Source organism: Puia sp. (assembly GCF_036500295.1).
GTDB lineage: Bacteria > Bacteroidota > Bacteroidia > Chitinophagales > Chitinophagaceae > Puia.
The window spans coordinates 1-20,424 of the sequence record NZ_DASYCH010000114.1 but is presented as its reverse complement, the minus strand read 5'-3'; the positions used below and the strand labels follow the sequence as shown (position 1 = coordinate 20,424).

General features: G+C 57.4%; 12 protein-coding genes. 2 read left to right on the top strand and 10 right to left on the bottom strand.

Annotated features, from left to right (window positions below):
* The 4 genes from treS to VGM48_RS21320 form a co-directional block, all read right to left on the bottom strand.
* Positions 1-2,262: maltose alpha-D-glucosyltransferase (treS, locus tag VGM48_RS21335; protein ID WP_331582464.1), on the bottom strand; the 2,262-nt coding region annotated here is incomplete at its 3' end.
* A 102-nt stretch (positions 2,263-2,364) separates the two neighbouring features.
* Complete coding sequence (locus VGM48_RS21330; protein ID WP_331582463.1) at positions 2,365-5,004, bottom strand: TonB-dependent receptor domain-containing protein; 2,640 nt, start codon at positions 5,002-5,004, stop codon at positions 2,365-2,367.
* Positions 4,988-6,400, bottom strand: a complete 1,413-nt coding sequence (locus VGM48_RS21325) for a hypothetical protein (RefSeq protein WP_331582462.1) — start codon at positions 6,398-6,400, stop codon at positions 4,988-4,990. The genes VGM48_RS21330 and VGM48_RS21325 overlap by 17 nt, the downstream gene beginning before the upstream one ends.
* Before the next feature lie 74 nt (positions 6,401-6,474).
* On the bottom strand, positions 6,475-8,445 hold the full coding sequence (locus VGM48_RS21320; protein ID WP_331582461.1) for a LamG-like jellyroll fold domain-containing protein: 1,971 nt from the start codon (positions 8,443-8,445) through the stop codon (positions 6,475-6,477).
* Between the two features lie 140 nt (positions 8,446-8,585).
* Here VGM48_RS21320 and VGM48_RS21315 point away from each other — a divergent pair, with 140 nt between their 5' ends.
* Together VGM48_RS21315 and VGM48_RS21310 are read left to right on the top strand one after the other, a co-directional pair.
* Positions 8,586-10,541 (top strand): sensor histidine kinase, encoded by a 1,956-nt coding sequence (locus VGM48_RS21315; RefSeq protein WP_331582460.1) that lies wholly within the window; start codon positions 8,586-8,588, stop codon positions 10,539-10,541.
* 7 nt (positions 10,542-10,548) lie between these two features.
* Positions 10,549-11,154, top strand: coding sequence for a response regulator transcription factor (locus tag VGM48_RS21310; protein WP_331582459.1), 606 nt, complete (start codon positions 10,549-10,551; stop codon positions 11,152-11,154).
* A gap of 60 nt (positions 11,155-11,214) precedes the next feature.
* On the opposite strand, the gene VGM48_RS21305 is transcribed toward VGM48_RS21310, so the two are convergent.
* The 6 genes from VGM48_RS21305 to VGM48_RS21280 form a co-directional block, all read right to left on the bottom strand.
* A complete protein-coding gene (locus tag VGM48_RS21305) occupies positions 11,215-12,570 on the bottom strand; it encodes a TolC family protein (RefSeq protein WP_331582458.1) in 1,356 nt (451 codons plus the stop codon).
* 1 nt (position 12,571) lies between these two features.
* Positions 12,572-13,672 (bottom strand): efflux RND transporter periplasmic adaptor subunit, encoded by a 1,101-nt coding sequence (locus VGM48_RS21300; protein ID WP_331582457.1) that lies wholly within the window; start codon positions 13,670-13,672, stop codon positions 12,572-12,574.
* 23 nt (positions 13,673-13,695) lie between these two features.
* On the bottom strand, positions 13,696-17,001 hold the full coding sequence (locus VGM48_RS21295; RefSeq protein WP_331582456.1) for an efflux RND transporter permease subunit: 3,306 nt from the start codon (positions 16,999-17,001) through the stop codon (positions 13,696-13,698).
* Positions 17,002-17,130: 129 nt separating this feature from the next.
* The gene (locus tag VGM48_RS21290) at positions 17,131-17,415 is read right to left on the bottom strand and encodes a hypothetical protein (protein ID WP_331582455.1); all 285 of its coding nucleotides are present in this window, start codon (positions 17,413-17,415) and stop codon (positions 17,131-17,133) included.
* Between the two features lie 261 nt (positions 17,416-17,676).
* Positions 17,677-18,531, bottom strand: a complete 855-nt coding sequence (locus tag VGM48_RS21285) for a dienelactone hydrolase family protein (protein WP_331582454.1) — start codon at positions 18,529-18,531, stop codon at positions 17,677-17,679.
* A gap of 47 nt (positions 18,532-18,578) precedes the next feature.
* Positions 18,579-20,424: c-type cytochrome (locus VGM48_RS21280; RefSeq protein WP_331582453.1), on the bottom strand; the 1,846-nt coding region annotated here is incomplete at its 5' end.

Genomic DNA, 20,424 nt, shown 5'->3' with positions numbered 1-20,424 from the left:
CTTTAGAAAAAACGCTCCATCATAGGCGATGGACGTGTTATACAGATCGGACACATGTACCTTCGGCGTCGCCGTACCGGCACACACATCCCCGACCTCCTTCAGATAATCTTTTACCTTCGCACTCCCCTCGAAGACCACCGGCGAAGCATGACCGTTCTTATGTCCCGTGCTCAGCCGCCGTAACAACGCTATCTGCCAGTCACAGCTGAAGAAGGCATCCACCAGCATCCCCTCGCCCTCCTCCGACCGTACAGTGGCGATCAGCGCCTCGGGATACCCCTCACCCAGCCTCCTGCCCACCTCCGCATCCACCACCCACACCGGCAACTGGTAGAGCCCCGGCATCCCATCATCCCCCGAGATCTCCAGCAACAGCCAAAACACCTGTTGTTCCCCCACCTCCATCACCGTGAAGTCGGCGATCACCACCTGGTAGGTATTGCGTTCTTTTGGGATGAACCACTTTGCGCGCACGAGATATCGCGGCAGGATCACATTCTCCAACTGCCGCTTCGCCGCACCCTCCAGCACCGCCGCCCGCTGCCGTAACAGCAACAGCGGCAGCGGCTTGTCCTCATCCATCTCGGGATGCGCCTTCTCCAGCACAAACCATTGAAAAGAATGCGGCGCCAGCGTAAAGAAATATCCGCCGTCCTCCCGGATCACCGGGAACCGGTTCTTGCTGAACACATCCACCGGCACAAAGCCCTTATACGCCAGCAGATCTACCTCCGCAGCCTGCGAAAACTTCGACAGGTTCACCACCACCAGCAACGTCTCCTCTTCATAGGTCCGTGTAAACGTCAGCACCTTCGGATTCTCCGTATTCACAAACCGCAGATTACCCCTGCCAAACGTGTGAAACTTCTTTCTCACCGCGATCAGTCGCTTCATATACCAAAATAAAGAAGACGTATTCGCGCGCTGCGTCTCGACATTCACCGACTCGTAATGGTATTCGGGGTCCAGGATCAACGGCAGGTACAGCTTCTGCGGATTCGCGGCGGAAAAACCCGCATTCCGGTCCGGTGACCACTGCATCGGCGTCCGCACCCCATCCCGGTCTCCCAGGTAAAAATTATCCCCCATCCCGATCTCATCGCCGTAATAGATCACCGGCGTACCCGGCAATGCAAAAAGCAGCGAGTTCAGTAATTCGATCTTCCGGCGGTTGTTATCCAACAGCGGCGCCAGGCGGTGCCGGATGCCCAGGTTGATCCGCGCCTTCGGGTCGCGGGCGTAGACTTTGTACATGTAATCCCGTTCCTCATCGGTGACCATCTCCAGTGTCAGCTCGTCATGGTTGCGCAGGAACATCGCCCATTGACAGGTGGGCGGGATCTCCGGCGTCTGATCGAAAATATCGGTGATGGGATACCGGTCTTCCATTTGCAGCGCCATAAACATCCGCGGCATCACCGGGAAATGGTAGTTCATATGACACTCGTCCCCGTTCCCGAAATAAGACGCCGAATCCTCGGGCCACATATTCGCCTCTGCCAGCAAGACCGTACCGGAAAAATTTTCGTCGAGATGTTTCCGCAGCTTCTTCAAAAAGGCATGCGTCTCCGGCAGGTTCTCCCCATTGGTACCCTCCCGCTCGAACAGATAAGGCACGGCATCCAATCGAAATCCGTCCACCCCCATCTTGCACCAGTAGTCGAGGATTTGCAGCACCTCTTCCTGCACCGCTGGGTTGTCGTAGTTGAGGTCGGGCTGGTGATGGAAAAACCGGTGCCAGTAATATTGCTCCGCTACCGGGTCCCAGGTCCAATTCGAGTTCTCGAAGTCCTGGAATATGATGCGAACGTCTTTATATTGCTCCGGATTATCCGTCCAGACATAAAAGTTCCGCTCCTTCGACCCCTTCGGCGCCCGCCGCGCCCGCTGAAACCACGCGTGTTGATCCGACGTGTGATTTATAACCAGCTCGGTGATCACCTTCAGATTCCGGCGATGCGCCTCCTTCAACAAATGTCTAAACCGGGAAACATCCCCGTACGAGGGATTGATCGTATAGTAATCGGCTATATCATAGCCATCGTCTTTCAAAGGCGACGGGTAAAACGGCAACAACCAGATCGCCGTCACCCCCAGGTCCTGGAGATAATCCAGCTTGGTCATCAAACCCTGGAAATCCCCCACCCCATCCGCATCCCCATCGCAGAACGCTTTTATATGCAGCTCGTAAATGATCGCGTCCTTATACCAATGTAATTCGTCGTCCAGCATACCCGAATGACGGCAAAACCCATGCACGCCCGCGCGGGGAAAAATTGCCCCAGGACGTTCCGCGCCGCCGCAAACCAAAGCGAAGCGGCGCGGCGGGCTCTCCGGCGTACGCGGTACTGCCGCCGATCCCTAACGCAAGCTCCATTGCGCGCCGGCATAATAACTCGCCCTTACTACCTGCCGCATGACGGTGATGCGGTCGGCCCGCTGCTGCCCCGGCAGGAGCCCCCGGGCAAAATCGGGATTTGGCGTCAGGAGGTCCACCGTCGTCACCGTATTAAACAGGTTATCGATCTTTGCAAACAGCCGCAGCCGGCTCCCGATCTTCTTCTCCACGGCCGCATCCAGCACCGTATAGCCCCGCTGCCAGTAATCCAGCCCATACCAGCCCGACACCGAATAGATCCTCCGCCCGGTATAGATCGCCGAGACCCGCCCATTCCACCCCGCCGCGGCATAAAGCAAACTCAGACTCGCCAGATGCGCAGACTGCCCCTGCAAGGGCCGCGACTCATTCCGCGTGACGGTCACCTCATCGCTGGCCGGATCACCCGGCACCGCCCTTGTCGTAAATTTTGTCGCCTGCACCACTCGCGAACTTGTGAAAGTATATTGCCCCTGCACCCCCCACCGCCCAAAATATTTTGTCGCCGCCCACTCAAGGCCGTAATCATGGGCCGTCCCCGCATTGCGCATCTGTGCCGTCAGCTCCCCCGCCGGCGTATAGGACAGCCCCCCGCTCCCGATCGGATACAACTCGTCATTCGCATTCAACAACGTCCGCTCATAGGGGTCCCGGATCTGCTTATAAAAGACTCCGGCCTGGAACAGGTCCAACCCGCCTGGATACCATTCATAGCGCAGATCGAGATTATCGGCATGCGAACGCCGCAGGAAAGGATTCCCCACCTCGCGATAGTCTTCATATTCGATCGAATAGAACGTCACGTCATAAAGCGCCGGCCGCGACAGGCTGCGGTCCCAGGAACCCCGCAACACCGTTTTATCCGTCAACCGCCACTTCACCTGCGCCGACGGCAGCCAGTCCGCGTAGTGGATACTCCCCTCCTTTCCATAACTCACCGCCGGGTCCACCGACGAAACAAATTGCTGTCGCGTGTCCTCATAGCGCAATCCCGCCTGCCAGTCGGCCCGGTTCCCTTTCCACTGAACCGAAAGATAGCCTGCCGCGATACCTTCCTGGGCATGATAGGTATTCGGATTGGCCACCGCGCCAAGCGGGTTTTGCGGCCCGTCCCCATTCGTCCATCCGGCATGGTAGATATCCGTAAACGGCTGTCCCTGGTTGGTGGTGATGGCGGGCTGAAAAATATAGTTGTTGTAAAAATTGTCGCGTTGCTTATCCCGGTAAAGGCCGCCCGCGCTCACCGACAGCACATGGCCCCTGACGCTTCGGTGATAGTCCCCATAAACATAATTCGAAAGATCCCGCTCCCGGTTGCGCAGCCAGGTACGCGTCATCCCATCCAGCAGCAGCGGCGTCGCCGTGATCCCGCCGCCGGCGTTCTCCAGCCGGGCAGTACCCGCGGACAGCTCGCTCCAGTCGGGATAGAGTCCCGTCGCCACCGACCAGGCGGTCGTCCACCGGAGGGAAAAGTGGGGGCTCAGCACATGGTCACCCCGCAGACTGGCGCTGTACAAATGCTGCAGATGGATGCGGCTCCGGTCCGTGATCGTGATCCTTCCTGTTCCGGGTTCGGTCCGGCCGAGGCTCAGACTCGTATCCACCCGGTACCGGCTCTCGATATCCTGCTGGCTCGAATACAGCTGGTATAGGGCAATGCTGTTGTGCGGATCCAGGATATAGTCGACCCGGGCGTGAAATCCCTCCCGGATAAGTGTAGTCGAATAATTATTGAGGTAAAGATCGGTCAGCCCGGGGGAATTGTTCAGCCCCGGCTGGTTGTTCTGCGGGATAAAAAAATTGGGGGCGCCTCTCTTGATATCCTGGTAATTGGCAGCCACCAGCACCCCCAGCCGCTTCCCGAAAAACCGCCGGCCCGCCGTAAAGCTACCCAGCATATCGGGTGCAGGCTGTTTGTGGGAAAAGGAGAGGTTATCCCGGGTAAAGTCGGCGCCGGTGGCAGAATATCCCGCGCCATGCGTTTCGTATGGGCTTTTATGCTGGACGACGCCGCTGTTGAAGGAAAGATAGGACTGATCGAAAAAGGTCTGGTTGTACCCGCTGGTCAGCCGCAGCTTCAAAAGCGGTTGGTCCGGCGCGTTCCGCAACACCATATTCACCACCCCGCCGATCGCGTCGCCCTCCATATCCGGCGTCAGGGTCTTATATACTTCCAGCCGCTGGACCAGCTCGGCCGGGAAGATGGAAAGGGGGATATAACGGCTTCGGTCACCCGGGCTGGGTATCTTGATCCCGTCCACGAGGGTGTAGTTGTAGCGGGGGTCCATGCCCCGGATGATGGTATGATCCGACAACCCGGCCCCATCCGTCGTCACCGAAAGTCCGTTCACGCGGCGCGTGACGTCGGCGATGGAGAGATCGGTACTGCGGCCGATCGTTTCTTCGGGCACGATATCCAGGATCAGGTTGGCCGACTTCTGCAGGCGAAGGGCTTCCCGCACCGAACCGGCATCGGGGTAGCCCCGCACCGTCACCTCCGGCAGCGAATCGCGGCGCGGCAGGGAATCGCGGTTTGGCAGGCCCAGCGTGTCATTCTTTTGCGCCGCCACCCGGAAGCAGCCGAGCAGCCCTAAAAGAGCAATATATTTAATGCTGATTCCCACTCCCGTCACTTTGGTAGGCGCCAAGATCCTTTCCCGGCGGGGTCACCTCGGTAACGCCGAATACCGCATCCTTTTTCACGACAGCGGCCACGGAGAAGGCCGTGTATCCCTTACCGATAGCCGGTGACCCGCTGGCGAGCCGGAAATTAAAGCTCCCGACATAATCGGCGGCACTGAAATTAGTACCCGGCGCCGCGGGAAGTGGATAATTGACGAATCTGGGATTGTTCGCGCCCGGCGTGGTGGCGTTGCCGCCGTTGATATCGGAGGCCTGCTGCACCGTGATAAAACCCACCGGGAGGAATTGCGTCGTAAAGTCGGTCCCGTCACCATAGTTATAGGTATAGCCATAGCGGATATTGGCCGTATCGGCGATGGGCACCGATCCGCCGCCGCCCCTGATCCCGAGTCCATAGGCGCAATTGACGAGGATATTGTTATACGCCAGCCCGCGGCCTGCCTGCTCGAAATCGATGGAGCCGCCCTCGCCCGCCTTCGCCTGGCGATAACCGGTCGTGATGACGGTGTTGTTATAGCAGATCATGCTGGCCTGTGGAGAAAGCCCGCCGGCATTCGCCGCCTTGAAGGCATTGCCCGTGCCGCCGACCACGAGATTATAGCCGATGTCCCCGGTGCTCCCACTTTTTACGTTGACACACTCGCCCGCGATCAACCCGATCTTCTCGAACGTATTGCGGAAGATCTCATATTTCCCGCCGGCCGGCCGTACCACGTCGTTGGCGCAGCCATAGAGCCAGCTGTCTTCCACCACAAAATTGGCCGAGGGGCTCTGGATGAAAACCCCATAGCGGTTCGTACCCGGCTTGGGGCCGTTCAGCGGCGCCAGCCCGCCCGTATATTCGAGATGAGTCCATTTAATGATGATATCGCCGCTGCCCACACCGCCCTGGATGCCGCCCCAATAACCTTTGAAGGCGGGGTCGGTGGAGGGGTTCTGCGGGTCTTTCGCCGGATCGGACTTCAGTGAGGCATCCGCCACCGTGAACCAATTAGGCTTATCCTTTGTCCCCAGACAGAGGAAGGTCCCGTTGACCACGATCCCCGGCGCATGATCCTGTGTTCCGATGGCCCCGGCGCCCGACGCCGGCCCTACCACCAGCACACTCACGCCATTCTGAACGACCAGCGTATCACCCGCGTTGATCGTCGCATCCGCATACAGGCTGGACAAGTAATAAGTCTTTCCCGATTGCAGGGTCCCTTTGATCGCCCGGCCGTTGCTGCCGCTCTTTGAGTTGAGCGTATCTCCCGCCTGGATAAAACTCCCGGCGCTGAATTGCTGATTCGAAACCGTTACATCCTGATCGTTGTGCTTGCCACAGGAGACAAAGAAGAGCACAAGGCCCGTAAGAGAAAGGGAGAGAATATACTTCATACCATGTAATGTTTTAAAACGCGCGTAATTTACACCCCCTCCCTTTCCGGGGAATATTAACTCTTTGTTACGCCCTAGCGGACGATCTGCAGTTCACGGCTGAGTTTCATGCCCGAAGCGGCATCGGTAAGCGTCAGGACATAGCCGCCCGGCGGCAGCCCGCTCACGCCGATGACAAACTGGTTCGCCCCCTTCTGCCACTGGACATTCCGGGTCAGCACTACCCTTCCGGCAAGATCGGTCAGACTCAGTGCGCCGCCCGAAGCCTGTGCGCTGTTCATCCACCAGGTAACACTCGTATTGGCAGGATTGGGCGACACTCTCACCTCCGCACCCGCATCGAAATTCACGGCGACGATCGGCGAATATAAATATTTCCCGTCAAGATCGGCCTCTTTCAGCCGGTAATAGTCCTTGCCGGCCAACGGCGAGATATCCATAAAGGAATAACTCAGCGACTGGCTGCTGTTACCCGCCGCTTCGACGGTGCCGATGGCCGTGTACGCCAGGTTATCCGTACTGCGTTCGATCACAAACTCCTTGCTGTTTTGCTCCTGTGCCGTCTGCCAGTTGAGCAATACCGCTCCGTTTGCCTTCTGCGCGGTAAAAGCCGAGAACTCCACGGGCAACGAGATAGCGCTATGGCTGATCCAGTTGGAAGTCGTCCCGGACAGCGAAAAATTCGCGAGGGTGGCGTGGTTATTGGCGATCGTGCCATCCACCATGGTCGTCATCCCCGTATTGGTTCCGGCCACAAGGGCTTCATCCATGCTGAACAACCCGACCAGCCCCGACTCGTTGCCGAGCATCGTCTGGTTCATGCCGGCCAGGATCTGGCCGCTTGTCCGCTGGGTATTCCAGATCCGCACTTCGTCCAACGCGCCGGCAAAGGGTTCCTGAAATCCGGTAGCCGTCAGGGCCTGGCCAAAGACCAGCGGCTGGCCCGTGGCGGTACCGAATGCACCGATCGTAGTCGGCTGTGCGACGCCGTTGATATATACCGTCGTGCTGGTGCCATTGCAGACAAAGGCAAAATGATACCACTGGTTCAGACTAAAGGCATAGCTCAGGGTCGTAAAAAGCAGTCCATTGTAGATGCCCACGGCGCCCGAGCTGAGATGAAAGCTGTAACGTCCCAGCGTGCCACCCCGGACTCCCAACATACACATGTTCACACCCAGGCCGGTGGCCCAGTTGGTCGGCATGGCCCAGAACTCCACCGTTCCCGTGCTCAGATCGTAGGCGCTGCTGGCCAGTGCGGTAGCCTTGTCATTGACCCCGTCAAAGGCAAGCGCATTGGGACTCCATTGCACCGGCGATGCCACCCAGGACGGACTGTTTACGAGTGTTCCGTTCAACCCCGGATTGGCGGTGCTGTTGGTCGCCGCTGCACCGCTGCCGTCGTTGAGTTTGTAATAGGCGATCAACCCCGTGGTCGCGGGCGACACCGTGCCGTACATCCCGGCTTTGATCTGTGCGGCGGTACGCGTAACACTCCAGACCCTCGCCTCGTCGACCGTGCCGTTGAGATAACGGGTGGCGCCCGCATCGGACCACTGGCCGATGCGAAAACTCGTACCTGTACCGGGATTACCCACGCCGCCGGAAAGCGATCCCCCGGTGGACATCGTACCCACGCTTACCCCGTTGACATATAACCGCAGAGAACCGGGCGTACTGCCGTCCCAGCTCACGGCAACATGATACCACACCCCCGTCGTCAAATTGCTGCCGGGGTAGCTGATGAAGGCAAAGTTGGTCCCATTCATACAATAAAAAGCGAGGTTTCCGCCGTAGACCAGCAGTTCGATCCCCACACCCGATATCGACCGGCTGAGAATCTCCTGGTCCGTCGCCAGGCTGTTCAGTTTCACCCAGCATTCCATCGTCCGGATATTACTGGCGTTTAAGAGGGAATTGTTGCCGCAATCCACATAACTCGAATTGGCGGGATTAAAACTCAGCGCATAGGTCTGCGCCCTGGCCGCCATAAAGGAGGCAAAGGAGAATACAAGAAAAAAAAGCCCACGTAGGCGTGTTTTCATAAATTGGATTTTATTAATATGTTTGAAACCAGTCAAAACTAATCCGCATAGCGTTTCTCGCAGGGCGCTTAGGCTTCTATTTAGATTTTTTACGTACAAATACCTACATTATCGCTTATTATTTTTGTACTTTTAACCCGATGGCTCGTGATATATCCTCATTAAAGCCGTCAGGGTTACTGCTCCTGACGTTCATACTTGCTTTTGCTCCTGCCAATGGTAGCCCCCCCTCCACCCCGGTGCTGACAGGTCAGCGGCTATCGCTACAACCTTTGTTCACCGCACTCGAAGACTCCGCCGGCTCTGCCAATCCCACCGACCTCATCCTCCATCCGAATAGCTTTATCCCTCTCGCCACCCTGCCAAAAGGAAATCCCGTCAGTGATTACTGGCTACGAACCAGCTTTCGCACAAACGACCTGGAGGACCCCGGCAAGATCCTCACCTTTCACCATCTCACCTTTGTGGATGTGTACCTCTATGCCGACAGTACCCTCATCACCCATAAAGTGGTCGGCGCGTTTCGCCCCGCAAGCCAGCTGACAGACGGGGATGGCCGGCTTTATGCGTCGCTGCCGCTGGAAAAGAACAGGGACTATACCCTTCTCATCAAGGTCCACCATACAAAATATTATCAACCCCAGTTCGATTTCGAACTGTTGACGCAGCGACAATACTTCAAAGCACTGCGGACAAAGGAATCCATCGACGCCGCTTTCTTCGGCGCCATCTGTATCTTTTTCATTTATTCCCTGCTGTCCTGGATCGTGAGCCGGTTCCGACCCTATCTCTGGCTTCTCCTGAGCATCGGCGGCATCGGCTGCTACGCCGTCAGCAACAGCGGCTACTCGATCGATTGGGTCGCTCCCAACCACCCGGCCACCGCCTGGCTCATCAACGTACATTTCCTCTATGTCGGCCTGCTGGGTATCTACCTGCTGGTCGTCGACTTCTGGCAGCTGCGCACCGATTTTCCGAAAGTATATGCCTGGATGCGCCTGGTGCCCGCCTTGCTGATCGTCAGGGCCCTGACGGCCTTCGGGATCGACTACTTTACGGGCGACTACTATCTCTCGGGGCTGATCGACCGCGCCACCCATCCCCTCATGCTTTTCATTGTCGGCTATGCGCTTTACGCCTGCTGGCCCCGGCTCAACCCGGCACGCCGTTATCTCGCCTACGGCCTCATCCTCCTTTGCGTATCGGGTCTCTTTCTGACCATTTCCATCATCGTCGGCCACGAACGGTCTTTGAACATCGTCAGCATCGTCGGCAACTGCTTCAACCTCGCGATCTTCCTGTTCTTCACCACCGGGCTGAAAGAGGAGATGCGCCAGCATGAACTGGCCAAGCAGGTCGCGCTGGAAGAGCTTAACCGCCTCCAGCAACACCAGAACAGCCTGCTCGAAAAACGCGTGGAAGAACGGACCGAAGCCCTCCGGGTCACCAACAAGCGTCTCCAGAACCAGAAATACCAGCTGGCGGAAAGGAATACCAAGATCGAACTCCTCATCGACGAACTGCACCACCGTGTAAAGAATAACCTGCAACTGCTTTACAGCCTCCTCAGCCTGCAACTCCCCATCGTCAGCGACGGCATCTCCCGCGACATCCTCAAAGGGAATATCGGCAAGATCAGGGCCATGATGCTTGTCAATGAAAAGCTCTTCAACGTTGAAAAAGGCCGCAATGTCAGTCTTTGCGAATTCATCACCGAACTGGCGGCCCACCTGCAGAAGATCTATGATACAAAAGAAAAGACCCGCATCCAGCAGGATATCCCCACGGGACTCTGCCTCAGCGACAAACATACTCTCTCATTCGGCCTCATACTTTCCGAACTGTTCACCAACACCTTTAAACACGCCTTCAAGGATCATCCCGATCCCTGTATCCGGGTGAAAGCCGTGGAAGTGAATGACCACCAGCTGGAATTCAGCTACTCCGACAACGGCGTAGGCATCCCAACCGGCGAGTCGAACGAAAAGTTCACCATGGGCATCCCCCTCATCAAGGACCTGACGCGTCAGATGAATGGAAAGATGACCATCGCCGCCGCAGAGGGATTAAGCTATTCATTCACGATCCCTTATTAAAAGCAACATGGTTAGGATTCTGATTATTGAAGATGAGATCATCATCGCCCGTTTTATCGAGCAACAACTCCGGGTGAATTTCAATTGCGAGACCCGCGTCGCGGTCAGCCGCGAAGAGGCCGGCATCGCGATGGCCGAGATGCTGCCCCATCTCCTGCTCTGCGACATCCAGATGGAAGACGACCTGTCGGGCATCGACCTGGTGACCCAGCTTCGCCGGCGTTATGCGTTCGAGGTCATCTTCATCACCTCCTATCAGACGCATGCCATCATCGAAAAGGCCGCGGCCACACATCCGGCCAACTATCTCATAAAACCCATCGATGACGACCAGCTTTTTGCAGGCGTTCATCTCGTGATCAGCCGCCTCAGCGGTGAGGACCAGGCCGGCAAACCCCTGCTCCGGACCGACAACGATTTCACCGGCACCGAACTGCGCATCCTCCGGCTGATCCGCGAAAAAAAGACCACCATCGAGATCGCCGGCACCCTCCACCTCAGCCGCTATACCATCAAAAACCACCGGCACAATATCTGCCGCAAGCTGGAGCTGGCCGACGAGAATAATGCGCTGCTGAAATGGGTGGTGCAAAACGGGCACCTTCTGAAATAAATAGCCGGGCGCCTCAACCCGAAGGGTCGATGCCACCCGGCCCGGACGACTTGCCACGTCCTACGGAGCTATCGTCCCCGTAAAGAAGTCGATCGCCTTCTTCTGCAACATCATATTGACGGATGCCTGGATCTTGTTCTGCTGCGCCTGTAACAGCACCTGCTGCGAATTACTCTCGGTGATGAAATCCGTCGCCCCCTGCCGATACCGCGCATTGACGGCGTCAAAGGCCTCCTGCGCCGCGACGAGTCCCTTGCCCACGGTCTCCATCTGCTGCACCGCATTGCGGTAATCATTATGCGCCAGCCGGATACTCGCCACGATGCCGATCTTCACATCCTCGCGGTCGATCCGCGCATCATCCCGCAGCAGGCGCGCCGCCGCCACATTCGAGCGGGTCGCATACCGGTCGAAGATGTTCCAGGTGGCATTCACGCCCAGCAACCCATAGGAGTTTTTATACAGCTGCGTGGATACCGGGGTCTGCGATCCCGGCAACTCTTCCACCCCATTTACCTTTAGGGAATTGAACCACCCGCCGTCGTTGAAAAACCCGCCCGAGGCACTCACCGTCGGCAGATAGCCGCTTTTCAGCTTGCGGATATTCCAGTCGTTGGCCTGGATATTCAGGTCCGCGCTGCGCAGGTCGATCCGCAACTGCACCCCCTCGGTCACCAGCGCGTCGGCATTGCCATACTTGCCCGCTTCGGCTTCGTCGTCGATCGGGATATCCGCGATCTCGTAGTTTCCCCCCGAGTCGATCCGCAATTTCTGCAACAACAGGATCTTGTCGTCCTGCATCCGGCTGCGGGCGTTGATGAGCAACAGCTGGTCACTGCTGGTCTGCGCCTGTTGCTGATACAGATCGGTACGCGCCGTCCGGCCCACATCCGTCAGCATCGAAAGCTGATGCTCCCGGTCGAGGGAAACGGTGAGGTTATTGCTGTCCAGCACCACGATCTTCCGGTCCAGGATCAACTGCAGATAGCTTTGCGTAATGTCCAGCTCGATCTGCTGCTTCGCCCGTTCGAGGGTGAGACCCGAGACCTGCTGGTTCAGCTTTGCCTGGTTCAGACTGCTGCGGTTGAAATATCCCGTAAAAAGATTGACGCTGCTGGTCAACTGATAATTGTAGACGCCCCGGGCCTCATTCGCCAGCGCGATGCCGGTACTTCCAAACCAGTTGTTCCCCTTGTCGTAGTTGACACCCCCCACGGCCTGTACGTTTGGCAGGAACTGGCCATAGGCCGCCATCACCTGTGTTCCCGCCAACGCCACATCATTATTTCCCTTGAGGACGGCTGTGCTCCGCTGCAGGGCGATCCCGATACAATCTCCGAGGGTCAGCACCCTGACTCCCTGCGCCATCGTCCCCCCGCCCCATACCATCAAAAACACCAATCCAATTCTTTTCATCCTACTGTAATTTTACCTTTTGATTTTCTTTTAACTCCGGACTTACGTTGAGCGCCACTAAGTCGCCCCGCTGTATCCCGCTGAGGATCGACACAAACGCCCCATCATTCTTCCCCACCGTCACCGGCTGATAATGCAGCTTATGCAGGCTGTCCACCAGCGTGACAAAATATTTGCCGCCGCGGACCACCAGCGCCTCCGAAGGAATGGCCAGCTGCCGCTGGTCCGGGGACTGTAAGTCCACCTGCAGATAACTCCCGGGGATCAGGTCCTTCTTTTCGTTGGCGACATCGATCTCCACCAGCATCATGCGGGTTTTGGGATCGAGTTCCCCCGCGATCCGCGTCACCTTCGCCTTCATCTGCCAGTCCGGCCGGTCTGTGGAAGTGATCGTCACCGGATAACCCGTCTGGACAAACGCCGCGTCAATCTGCGGAACATAGATATACACCCTGATGCGGTCCAGCTGTGAGAGCGTCACCACGGGCTGCGCACTGGTCTGGGAGTTGACGGCATTCTGAACCAATGCGCCCGGGTCCGCAAAACGCGCCGTGACCGTCCCCGCAAACGGGGCGACCAGGTTCTTATAGCCCATCTGCTCCTTCAGCGACTGCACCTGCGCCCGGGCCATCCTCACCGTCGTCTCACTCGTCTCCGCCTCTTCCTTGCTGACATACTCTTTCTTTACCAGGTTGGAATCGCGTGCCCATATCTTCTCCTTGTTCTGCATATCCGCGATGGCCGCGTTATACGCCTGATCGGTCTCGGGGGAGACGATGGTCGCCAGCAGCTGTCCCGCCTGTACCCGGTCTCCCTTGTCGACGAGGATCTTATTCATATACCCGCCCGTCTTTGCATATAACGTGGTCTCCTGGAAAGGCCGCGCCTCGCCGATAAAAACCAGTCCCTTGTCGGTGGCATTGGCCCCGGCCTTTACGGCCTTCACCACCGGGCCTTCGTTGGCTGCCATAACCCGGCTTTCGGTCTCGGCAACCAGCGCTTCTTTCTTTTTCAGTCCCATAAAGATGAATCCAAATGCGGCCAGTCCTACCAGAAGCAGCCCGCCGATCCAGATCTTCCATCCTGTTTTGTTCTCTTTCATATTATCGTATTTTCATTTTAAATTTATTCGGACTCTGTGATCGATGCATCGGGCTTGATCCCCCCATGCGGGTTATCGCCCACATGCACCTCGTCATAGCGCATGGTCTCCAGCGCAAACTGCTCATCCAGCTTATGCCGCGTCGGCTCTTTTTTCCGCAGCAGGGAATAGATCACCGGAACGACAAATAGGGTCACAAACGTTGCGACGATCAGTCCGCCCATCACCGCCCGGCCCAATGGTGCGTTCTGCTCTCCGCCGGGACCCGTGCCCAGGGCCATCGGGATCATCCCCAGGACCATCGCCAGGGCAGTCATCAACACGGGTCGCAGCCGCGTTTTGCCCGCTTCCAGCGCCGCCTCGACGGCATTCAACCCCTTCTCCACGCGGACCTCGTTGGCAAAGCTTACCAGCAGGATCGAATTGGACACGGCAATCCCCACCGCCACGATAGATCCCATCAGCGACACCGTATTCAGCGTCGTACCCGTGATCGCCAGCATCCACAGGATGCCGATAAACGCCCCGGGAACAGCAAACAAAATAATAAAGGGGTCAAGCCAGGTCTGGAACAACACCACCATCAGGAAATACACCAGCACCACCGAGAGGATCAGCCCGAGCCCCAGCGTGGTAAAGGTCTGGTTCATCACCTCCGGCTGCCCGCGCAGGAAGAAATGCATCCCCGTAGGCGTCTTGCCGATGCCGGCGATCTTCTTTTCGATATCCGCCGCTACCGAACCCATGTCCCGGCCGTCGACATTGGCCGTGATATCCATCACCCGCTGTACCGTATAATGTGAGATGACATCGTACTCATTCTGGAACTGCGCCGTGGCGATATTCCCCAGCGGTTGGGCCTGCGCGACCGGCAGATCCGTCGGCGAAGGGTTTACCTTCTGCATCAGCGAAGCATTGTTATTCGTGACGGGGGTGTTCAGCACGCTGTTCATGGAGTTCAGCTGCTTGTAGGGAACCTTCACAGCCACCGTATAGTTGACATTGTTCGCAGGGTTGATAAAGAAGGACGGCGCCACGGTGGTATTGGACGATAACGCGATGAGCATGGCGTTGGCCGCATCCCGTTGTGTAAGTCCGAGTTCCTGCGCCCGTTCGCGGTCCACGTTGATCTTAAAGGTGGGATAGTCCAGCACCTGTTTGATATTCACGTCCACCGTCCCGGGAATGGTCTTCATAGCGTCCTTCAGCAGTACCGCATACTTATAGGAGGAATCGTAATTATTATACATGATCTGCACGTCGATCGGCGCCGAGGTGCCGAAGTTTAGCACCTGGCTCACGATATCGGCCGACTGGAAATAGATGCTGCACCCCGGGAAATGCGAATTCAGGTCTTCCCGGATCCGGCGCATATAGCCGGCTGTGGGCTGATGCCCGGCATGTAGCGCGATAAGGATATCCGCATCCATACTGCTGGTATTGTCCGTTTGCACAAACCCGAGATTGTAGAACAGCGGCACCCCGATCATATCGTTGATGCTGCCCAGGTCTTTCTTCGGGATGATGAACTGGATCCGGGCTTCCGCCGAATCCACCAGCCGCTCCGTCTCCTCGATCCGGCTTCCCGAAGGCGCCCGGAAGTGGATCTTCATCATCCCCGTATCCGTCACGGGGAAGAAATCGGTGCCGATAACCCGCGTCAGCAACAGCGAGATCACCAACACGGCAAAAACGGCCGTCAATACCACGGCCCGGTTCTTAAGGCAGTTATGCAGCACCCGGCCATACCGTGAGGTAAAGCGGGCAAACCGCCGGTCGCGCCATTGGTTGAACTGCCAGGAGACCAGTTTGAACCGGCTCACCTTTTCCGGCCGCGCCGACCCATGATATTCGTTGGCCATCAGCATCCGCGCCAGCACGGGAACCAGGGTCCGGGAAAGAATGTAGGATGCCAGCATCGACACCACCACCGATAGCGCCATCGCCTGGAAGAGATATTTTGACGGCCCCGTCAGCAGCACCACCGGGAAAAAGACGATACAAATGGCCAGCGTCGCCATCAGCGCCGGCACGGCAATCTGCTGCGCCCCATCGAGAATGGCGATGGTCAGCGGCTTGTGCAGATGGATATTCCGGTGGATATTCTCCACCTCCACGGTAGCATCGTCCACCAGCATACCGATCGCCAATGACAGCCCCCCCAGCGTCATGATGTTCAGGGAATTTCCCGTCAGTTTCAAAACGATGATCCCGACGAAGATCGACAGCGGTATCGAGGTACAGACGATCACGATGCTTCGCCAGCTGCCAAGGAAGAACATGATCATCAGCGAGACCAGGATCGCCCCGGTGACCGCTTCGTGTAACACGCTTTCGATCGAGTTCTCCACAAACACCGACTGGTCGAAGTCGACTCTCAGATCCAATCCTTCGGGCGCCGTCTCTTTGATCGTCGGGATCATCTCCTTGGCGGCCTCCACCACCATCAGCGTCGAGGCGTTCGATTTCTTCAGGATCGACAGATACGCGGCGCGGTGCCGGTCCACCCGCACCACATTGGTCTGATCGGCATACGCGTCCTCCACCTTCGCCACATCGCCCATATTCACGATCTGTCCATTGACGGATTTCACCGGAATTCCTTTGAACTCGTTCACCACTTCGGGGCTGCTGTTCAGCTCCACGTTGTATTCCCGGGTGCCGATCCTCGCCGTACCCGCCGGGATGATCAGGTTCTGCGCCTGCAGCGCCGCCAACAGATCGGATGGTGAAAGCCCCTTGGCCTCCATCGCTTTTGGGTCCGCGTCGATGACGATCTCCCGCGTCTTACCCCCAAAGGGTGCGGGCGTCGCCAGACCCGGGATCGTAAAGAGCCGGATACGGATAAAGTTCAGCGCATAGTCAAAGATCTTATCCTCCGGGAGCGTCTTGCTCGACAGAGTGATCTGCGCCACCTGTACGTTGGTGGCATTGAATTGAATGATAAACGGCGGCTGGATGCCCGGCGGCATGGAGTGCAGCGAGACATTGGCCGTTGCCGACATCTGGGCAATCGCCGCCCCGATATCGGTCCCCTTTTCGAAGTATACATGCAACAACCCGATGCCCGGCTGGCACTGCGACTCTATCCGTTCGACGCCATTGACGGAGGAAGAGATGCCGCGTTCGGACAGCAGCACCACCTTTCTTTCCATATCGGCGGCCGATAGGCCTGGATAGTTCCAGATCACGTTCACCACCGGAATATCGATGACGGGAAAGATGTCCACGATCATCGATTTGATACTCATGATCCCGAGGATCATGATCAAAAACGCCATCACCGCCACGGTGTATGGTCTGCGTAAAGCAAGTCTGACGATCCACATAAAAAACAGAGAAATAAAGAATGAACCAATCTCACAGCGGGTGAGTGGCCGTTCAGATAGCAGGCAATAAATAAAAGGAAGGAAATATAAAAGGCAGGGCGCCGATGGGAGCCCGGCGAGAGGTGATGATCAAATCCTTAACTGACGCGTCCAACCGGGCGGAGCGCCCTCGACGGCGTCAAGATGCATGAAGCGTGGCGCGTTGGCGGCAAATCCATCCTTTGCCGGCCAGACGGCAGCCACAAAAAGCGCAAAAGCCTGTGGCATGACCGGGCGAATGGCCCGGATCGGCGCGAGAACGGTGTTTCCACCCGAGCGGCGGCTCAGGTAAACGATCTTGACGCTATAACTGGTGACATCTTTTTCAAGCGAGGTGGTGGCTTCTTCGGTGGCGTGAGCCCCTGCCAATGTCATCAGCAGATATTTCTTGACGGGGCAGGAATACAAAAGAACAAAACACAATCCAACGACGAGCCATGTTAGTCGCCGGCAGGTGTTTGTTGTTTGTGTAAGCCCTTGCATTTGACCACAAAGCTAAAAGAAAACCCGCTGTACGACAGCGGGTTTAATCCGAATTTAATAGATGTTAACCATCGGTTATTTGCAAGGACATTTATTCCCTACGCCGCAATATTCCTTCCCTATGCCGCAACATTACTTCCCTATGCCGCAACATTATTTTCCGAATACGCCGACAAAGAAGGTCTTCATCGCATCCCAGCTTGCGCTGTCCGCCTTCGCGTTATAGCCGATCGGCATGTGAAATTTCTCGCCGGTTGCGGTCGATGCGGGATTGGTAAAGGCGTGGGTGGCGCTGTCATAACCGATAAACGTATAGGTCGCGCCGATGGAATCCATTTGCTTTTTGAATCGGGCGACATCGGCCGGTGAAACAAATTTGTCGGCGTTGCCATGACAAACGAGGATCTTCGTCTTCAGGAGATCTTTGCGTGCGGGAGTGCCGATCAGGGTGCCGTGAAAGCTGACCACGCCCTTCAGGTCATCGCCGAGCCGGACCGTGTTGAGCAATACGCCGCCGCCGAAACAATAGCCGATGGCGCCGATATTGCCGGCATCGACATTGTCAAACTTCCGCAGGCGTGCGATGGCCGAGTCGATCCGGATCTTGGCCTTCATCGGGTTCATATAAAAAGGTTTCGCATAGGCGCCGGCGCTGTCCGGGTTGTCGGCGACCTTGCCGTCACCATAGATATCCAGCGCCATCGCCACGTAGCCGAGCTTGGCCAGCATCCGCGCCCGCATCTTTGGATAGTCATTCAAGCCCCACCATTCGGGAATGACGAGCACGGCCGGGCGTTTGCCCTTGACGGAATCGTTGTAGACGACAAAAGCGTTGAGGTTGGCGGAATCCGCCATAAAGGAGATATTTTCCTCCTTGATACCGGAGGTGTCGGTTCCGCTCGCCGGGGTCGTCGCCTCCGCGGGCTTTGGCTCATTGTTACAGGAAATAAAAAAGGCCGCCAGTAGCAGGCTGCCAAAAAGCATTTTAGGCGAAAGAGAGGACGTCATTGGAGATAATTTTTGGTGTAAACGCAAAAACAATGCTAAGAGATGCCTTACTCCGGCAAAGCAAATGCTACATATGAATCGCCGGACTTCTTGTGCAATTTGCCGCCCCCGCAGGCGATGACCACGTACTCCCGCCCACCGACGGAATATACCGAGGGCGTCGCAAATCCCGCCACCGGCAGGTCGCCTTCCCAAAGGAGCTGACCCGTGCGTTTATTGTACACATGCATCCGCGCATCACTGGTCGCCGCGATGAACAATACACCCCCAGCGGTTACGACCGCACCGCCATAGTTCTCGGTGCCCGTGTGGATGCCCTTTGCCTTGAACTCCGGGTAGTCCCCAAGTGTGTCCTTCCAGACGATCCGCCCGGCATTCACATCGATCGCCGTCAGCGTCCCCCAGGGCGGCGCCACCGCCGGATAACCTTCCTTTGTCAGGAATTTATTATACCCTGTTGCCGTATACGGCAGCGTAAAATACGGGTCTGCCGGCTTCGCACTCCGGTTCACAAACCGCTTCCCCAACTCCGCACCCTGGTCCAGCACATACGCCGCCAGGGCCTTCTTCTCGTCGTCACTCAGCTGCTTGAATGCCGGCATCATCCGCCGGCCACCCGAGATCAGCGTTACAAACTGTTCGGGTGTATATTTCTTATTCATCCCGATCAGCGTCGGGAAGTTGCCGCCGCCTTTTCGGCCGGCGCCGTGACAAACCCCGCAATTTGTCGCATACAGGGCTTTCGCCGCCTCGCCTACGCTCGGCGGCTTGCCGGTCGACTCCTTCCCTTCCACCATGCCCCGCTTTGCCGCACCGCCCTTGCCCTTGATCACCGCGTTTGCTTTCTTCGTATCCACCATCGTCAGCACCCAGGGCATCTCGTTGGCATTCACATACAGCAAACCCGTCTGGGGATCGTAGGCCGGGCCGCCCCACTCGGCGCCCCCGTCAAACCCCGGGAAGATGACCGTCCCCTGCCTCGACGGCGGCAGGTACAACCGCCCCGTCCGGTAACCCGCCAGGCGTTCCTTCAGATCGGCAAGCGAGGAATCCGGCACGAGTGGGTTCAGATCGGCTTCGGTTAGGGATTGCCGTGCAAAAACCGGCATCTCCATCGGGATCGGCTGGGTCGGCGAGAGTTTTTCTCTGGGCAGGGCACTGTCGGTCGGCACCGGCCGTTCTTCGACAGGTGAGAGGGGGATACCTGTCATCCGGTCGAGCAGAAACAAAAACCCGCCCTTCGTCACCTGCGCCACGGCGGGTATCTCTTTCCCGCCTTTCTTCACCGTCACCAGCACCGGCGCCGTCGGCGGGTCGCGGTCCCAGATATCATGATGCACCGTCTGGAAATGCCAGAGCAGCTTTCCTGTATTCGCATCCAGCGCTACGACACAATTGGCGAAAAGATCGTTGCCCTGGCGTTTGCCGCCATAGAAATCATAGGACGCCGACCCCACCGGCGCAAACAACATCCCCTTCTCTTCGTCCAGGCTAAACCCCGACCAGGCGTTGACCCCGCCGATATGCCGGTAAGCTGCTGTATCCTCCCAGCTCTCATATCCTTTCTCTCCCGGATAGGGAATCGTGTGAAAGATCCAGCGCAGCCGGCCCGTATGCACATCATAGGCCCGGATATGGCCTGGCGCAGCCGCCGCATCTTCCGCCACCCGGTCGCCGATGATGATCATATCCTTATAGATGATCCCCGGGGTCGTCGCCGCCACATACAGATCGCCCACGTCGCGCCCGAGGTCCTTGTGAAGATCGATCCGCCCGCTGTCCCCAAACCCCGCCGCCGGTTTTCCGGTCACCGCATCGATACAGTACAGCCAGGAGCCTGCGCCATAAAAAAGCCGCTGGTTCTTCTGCGCGCCGCTTCCAGCCCCGGCCGAT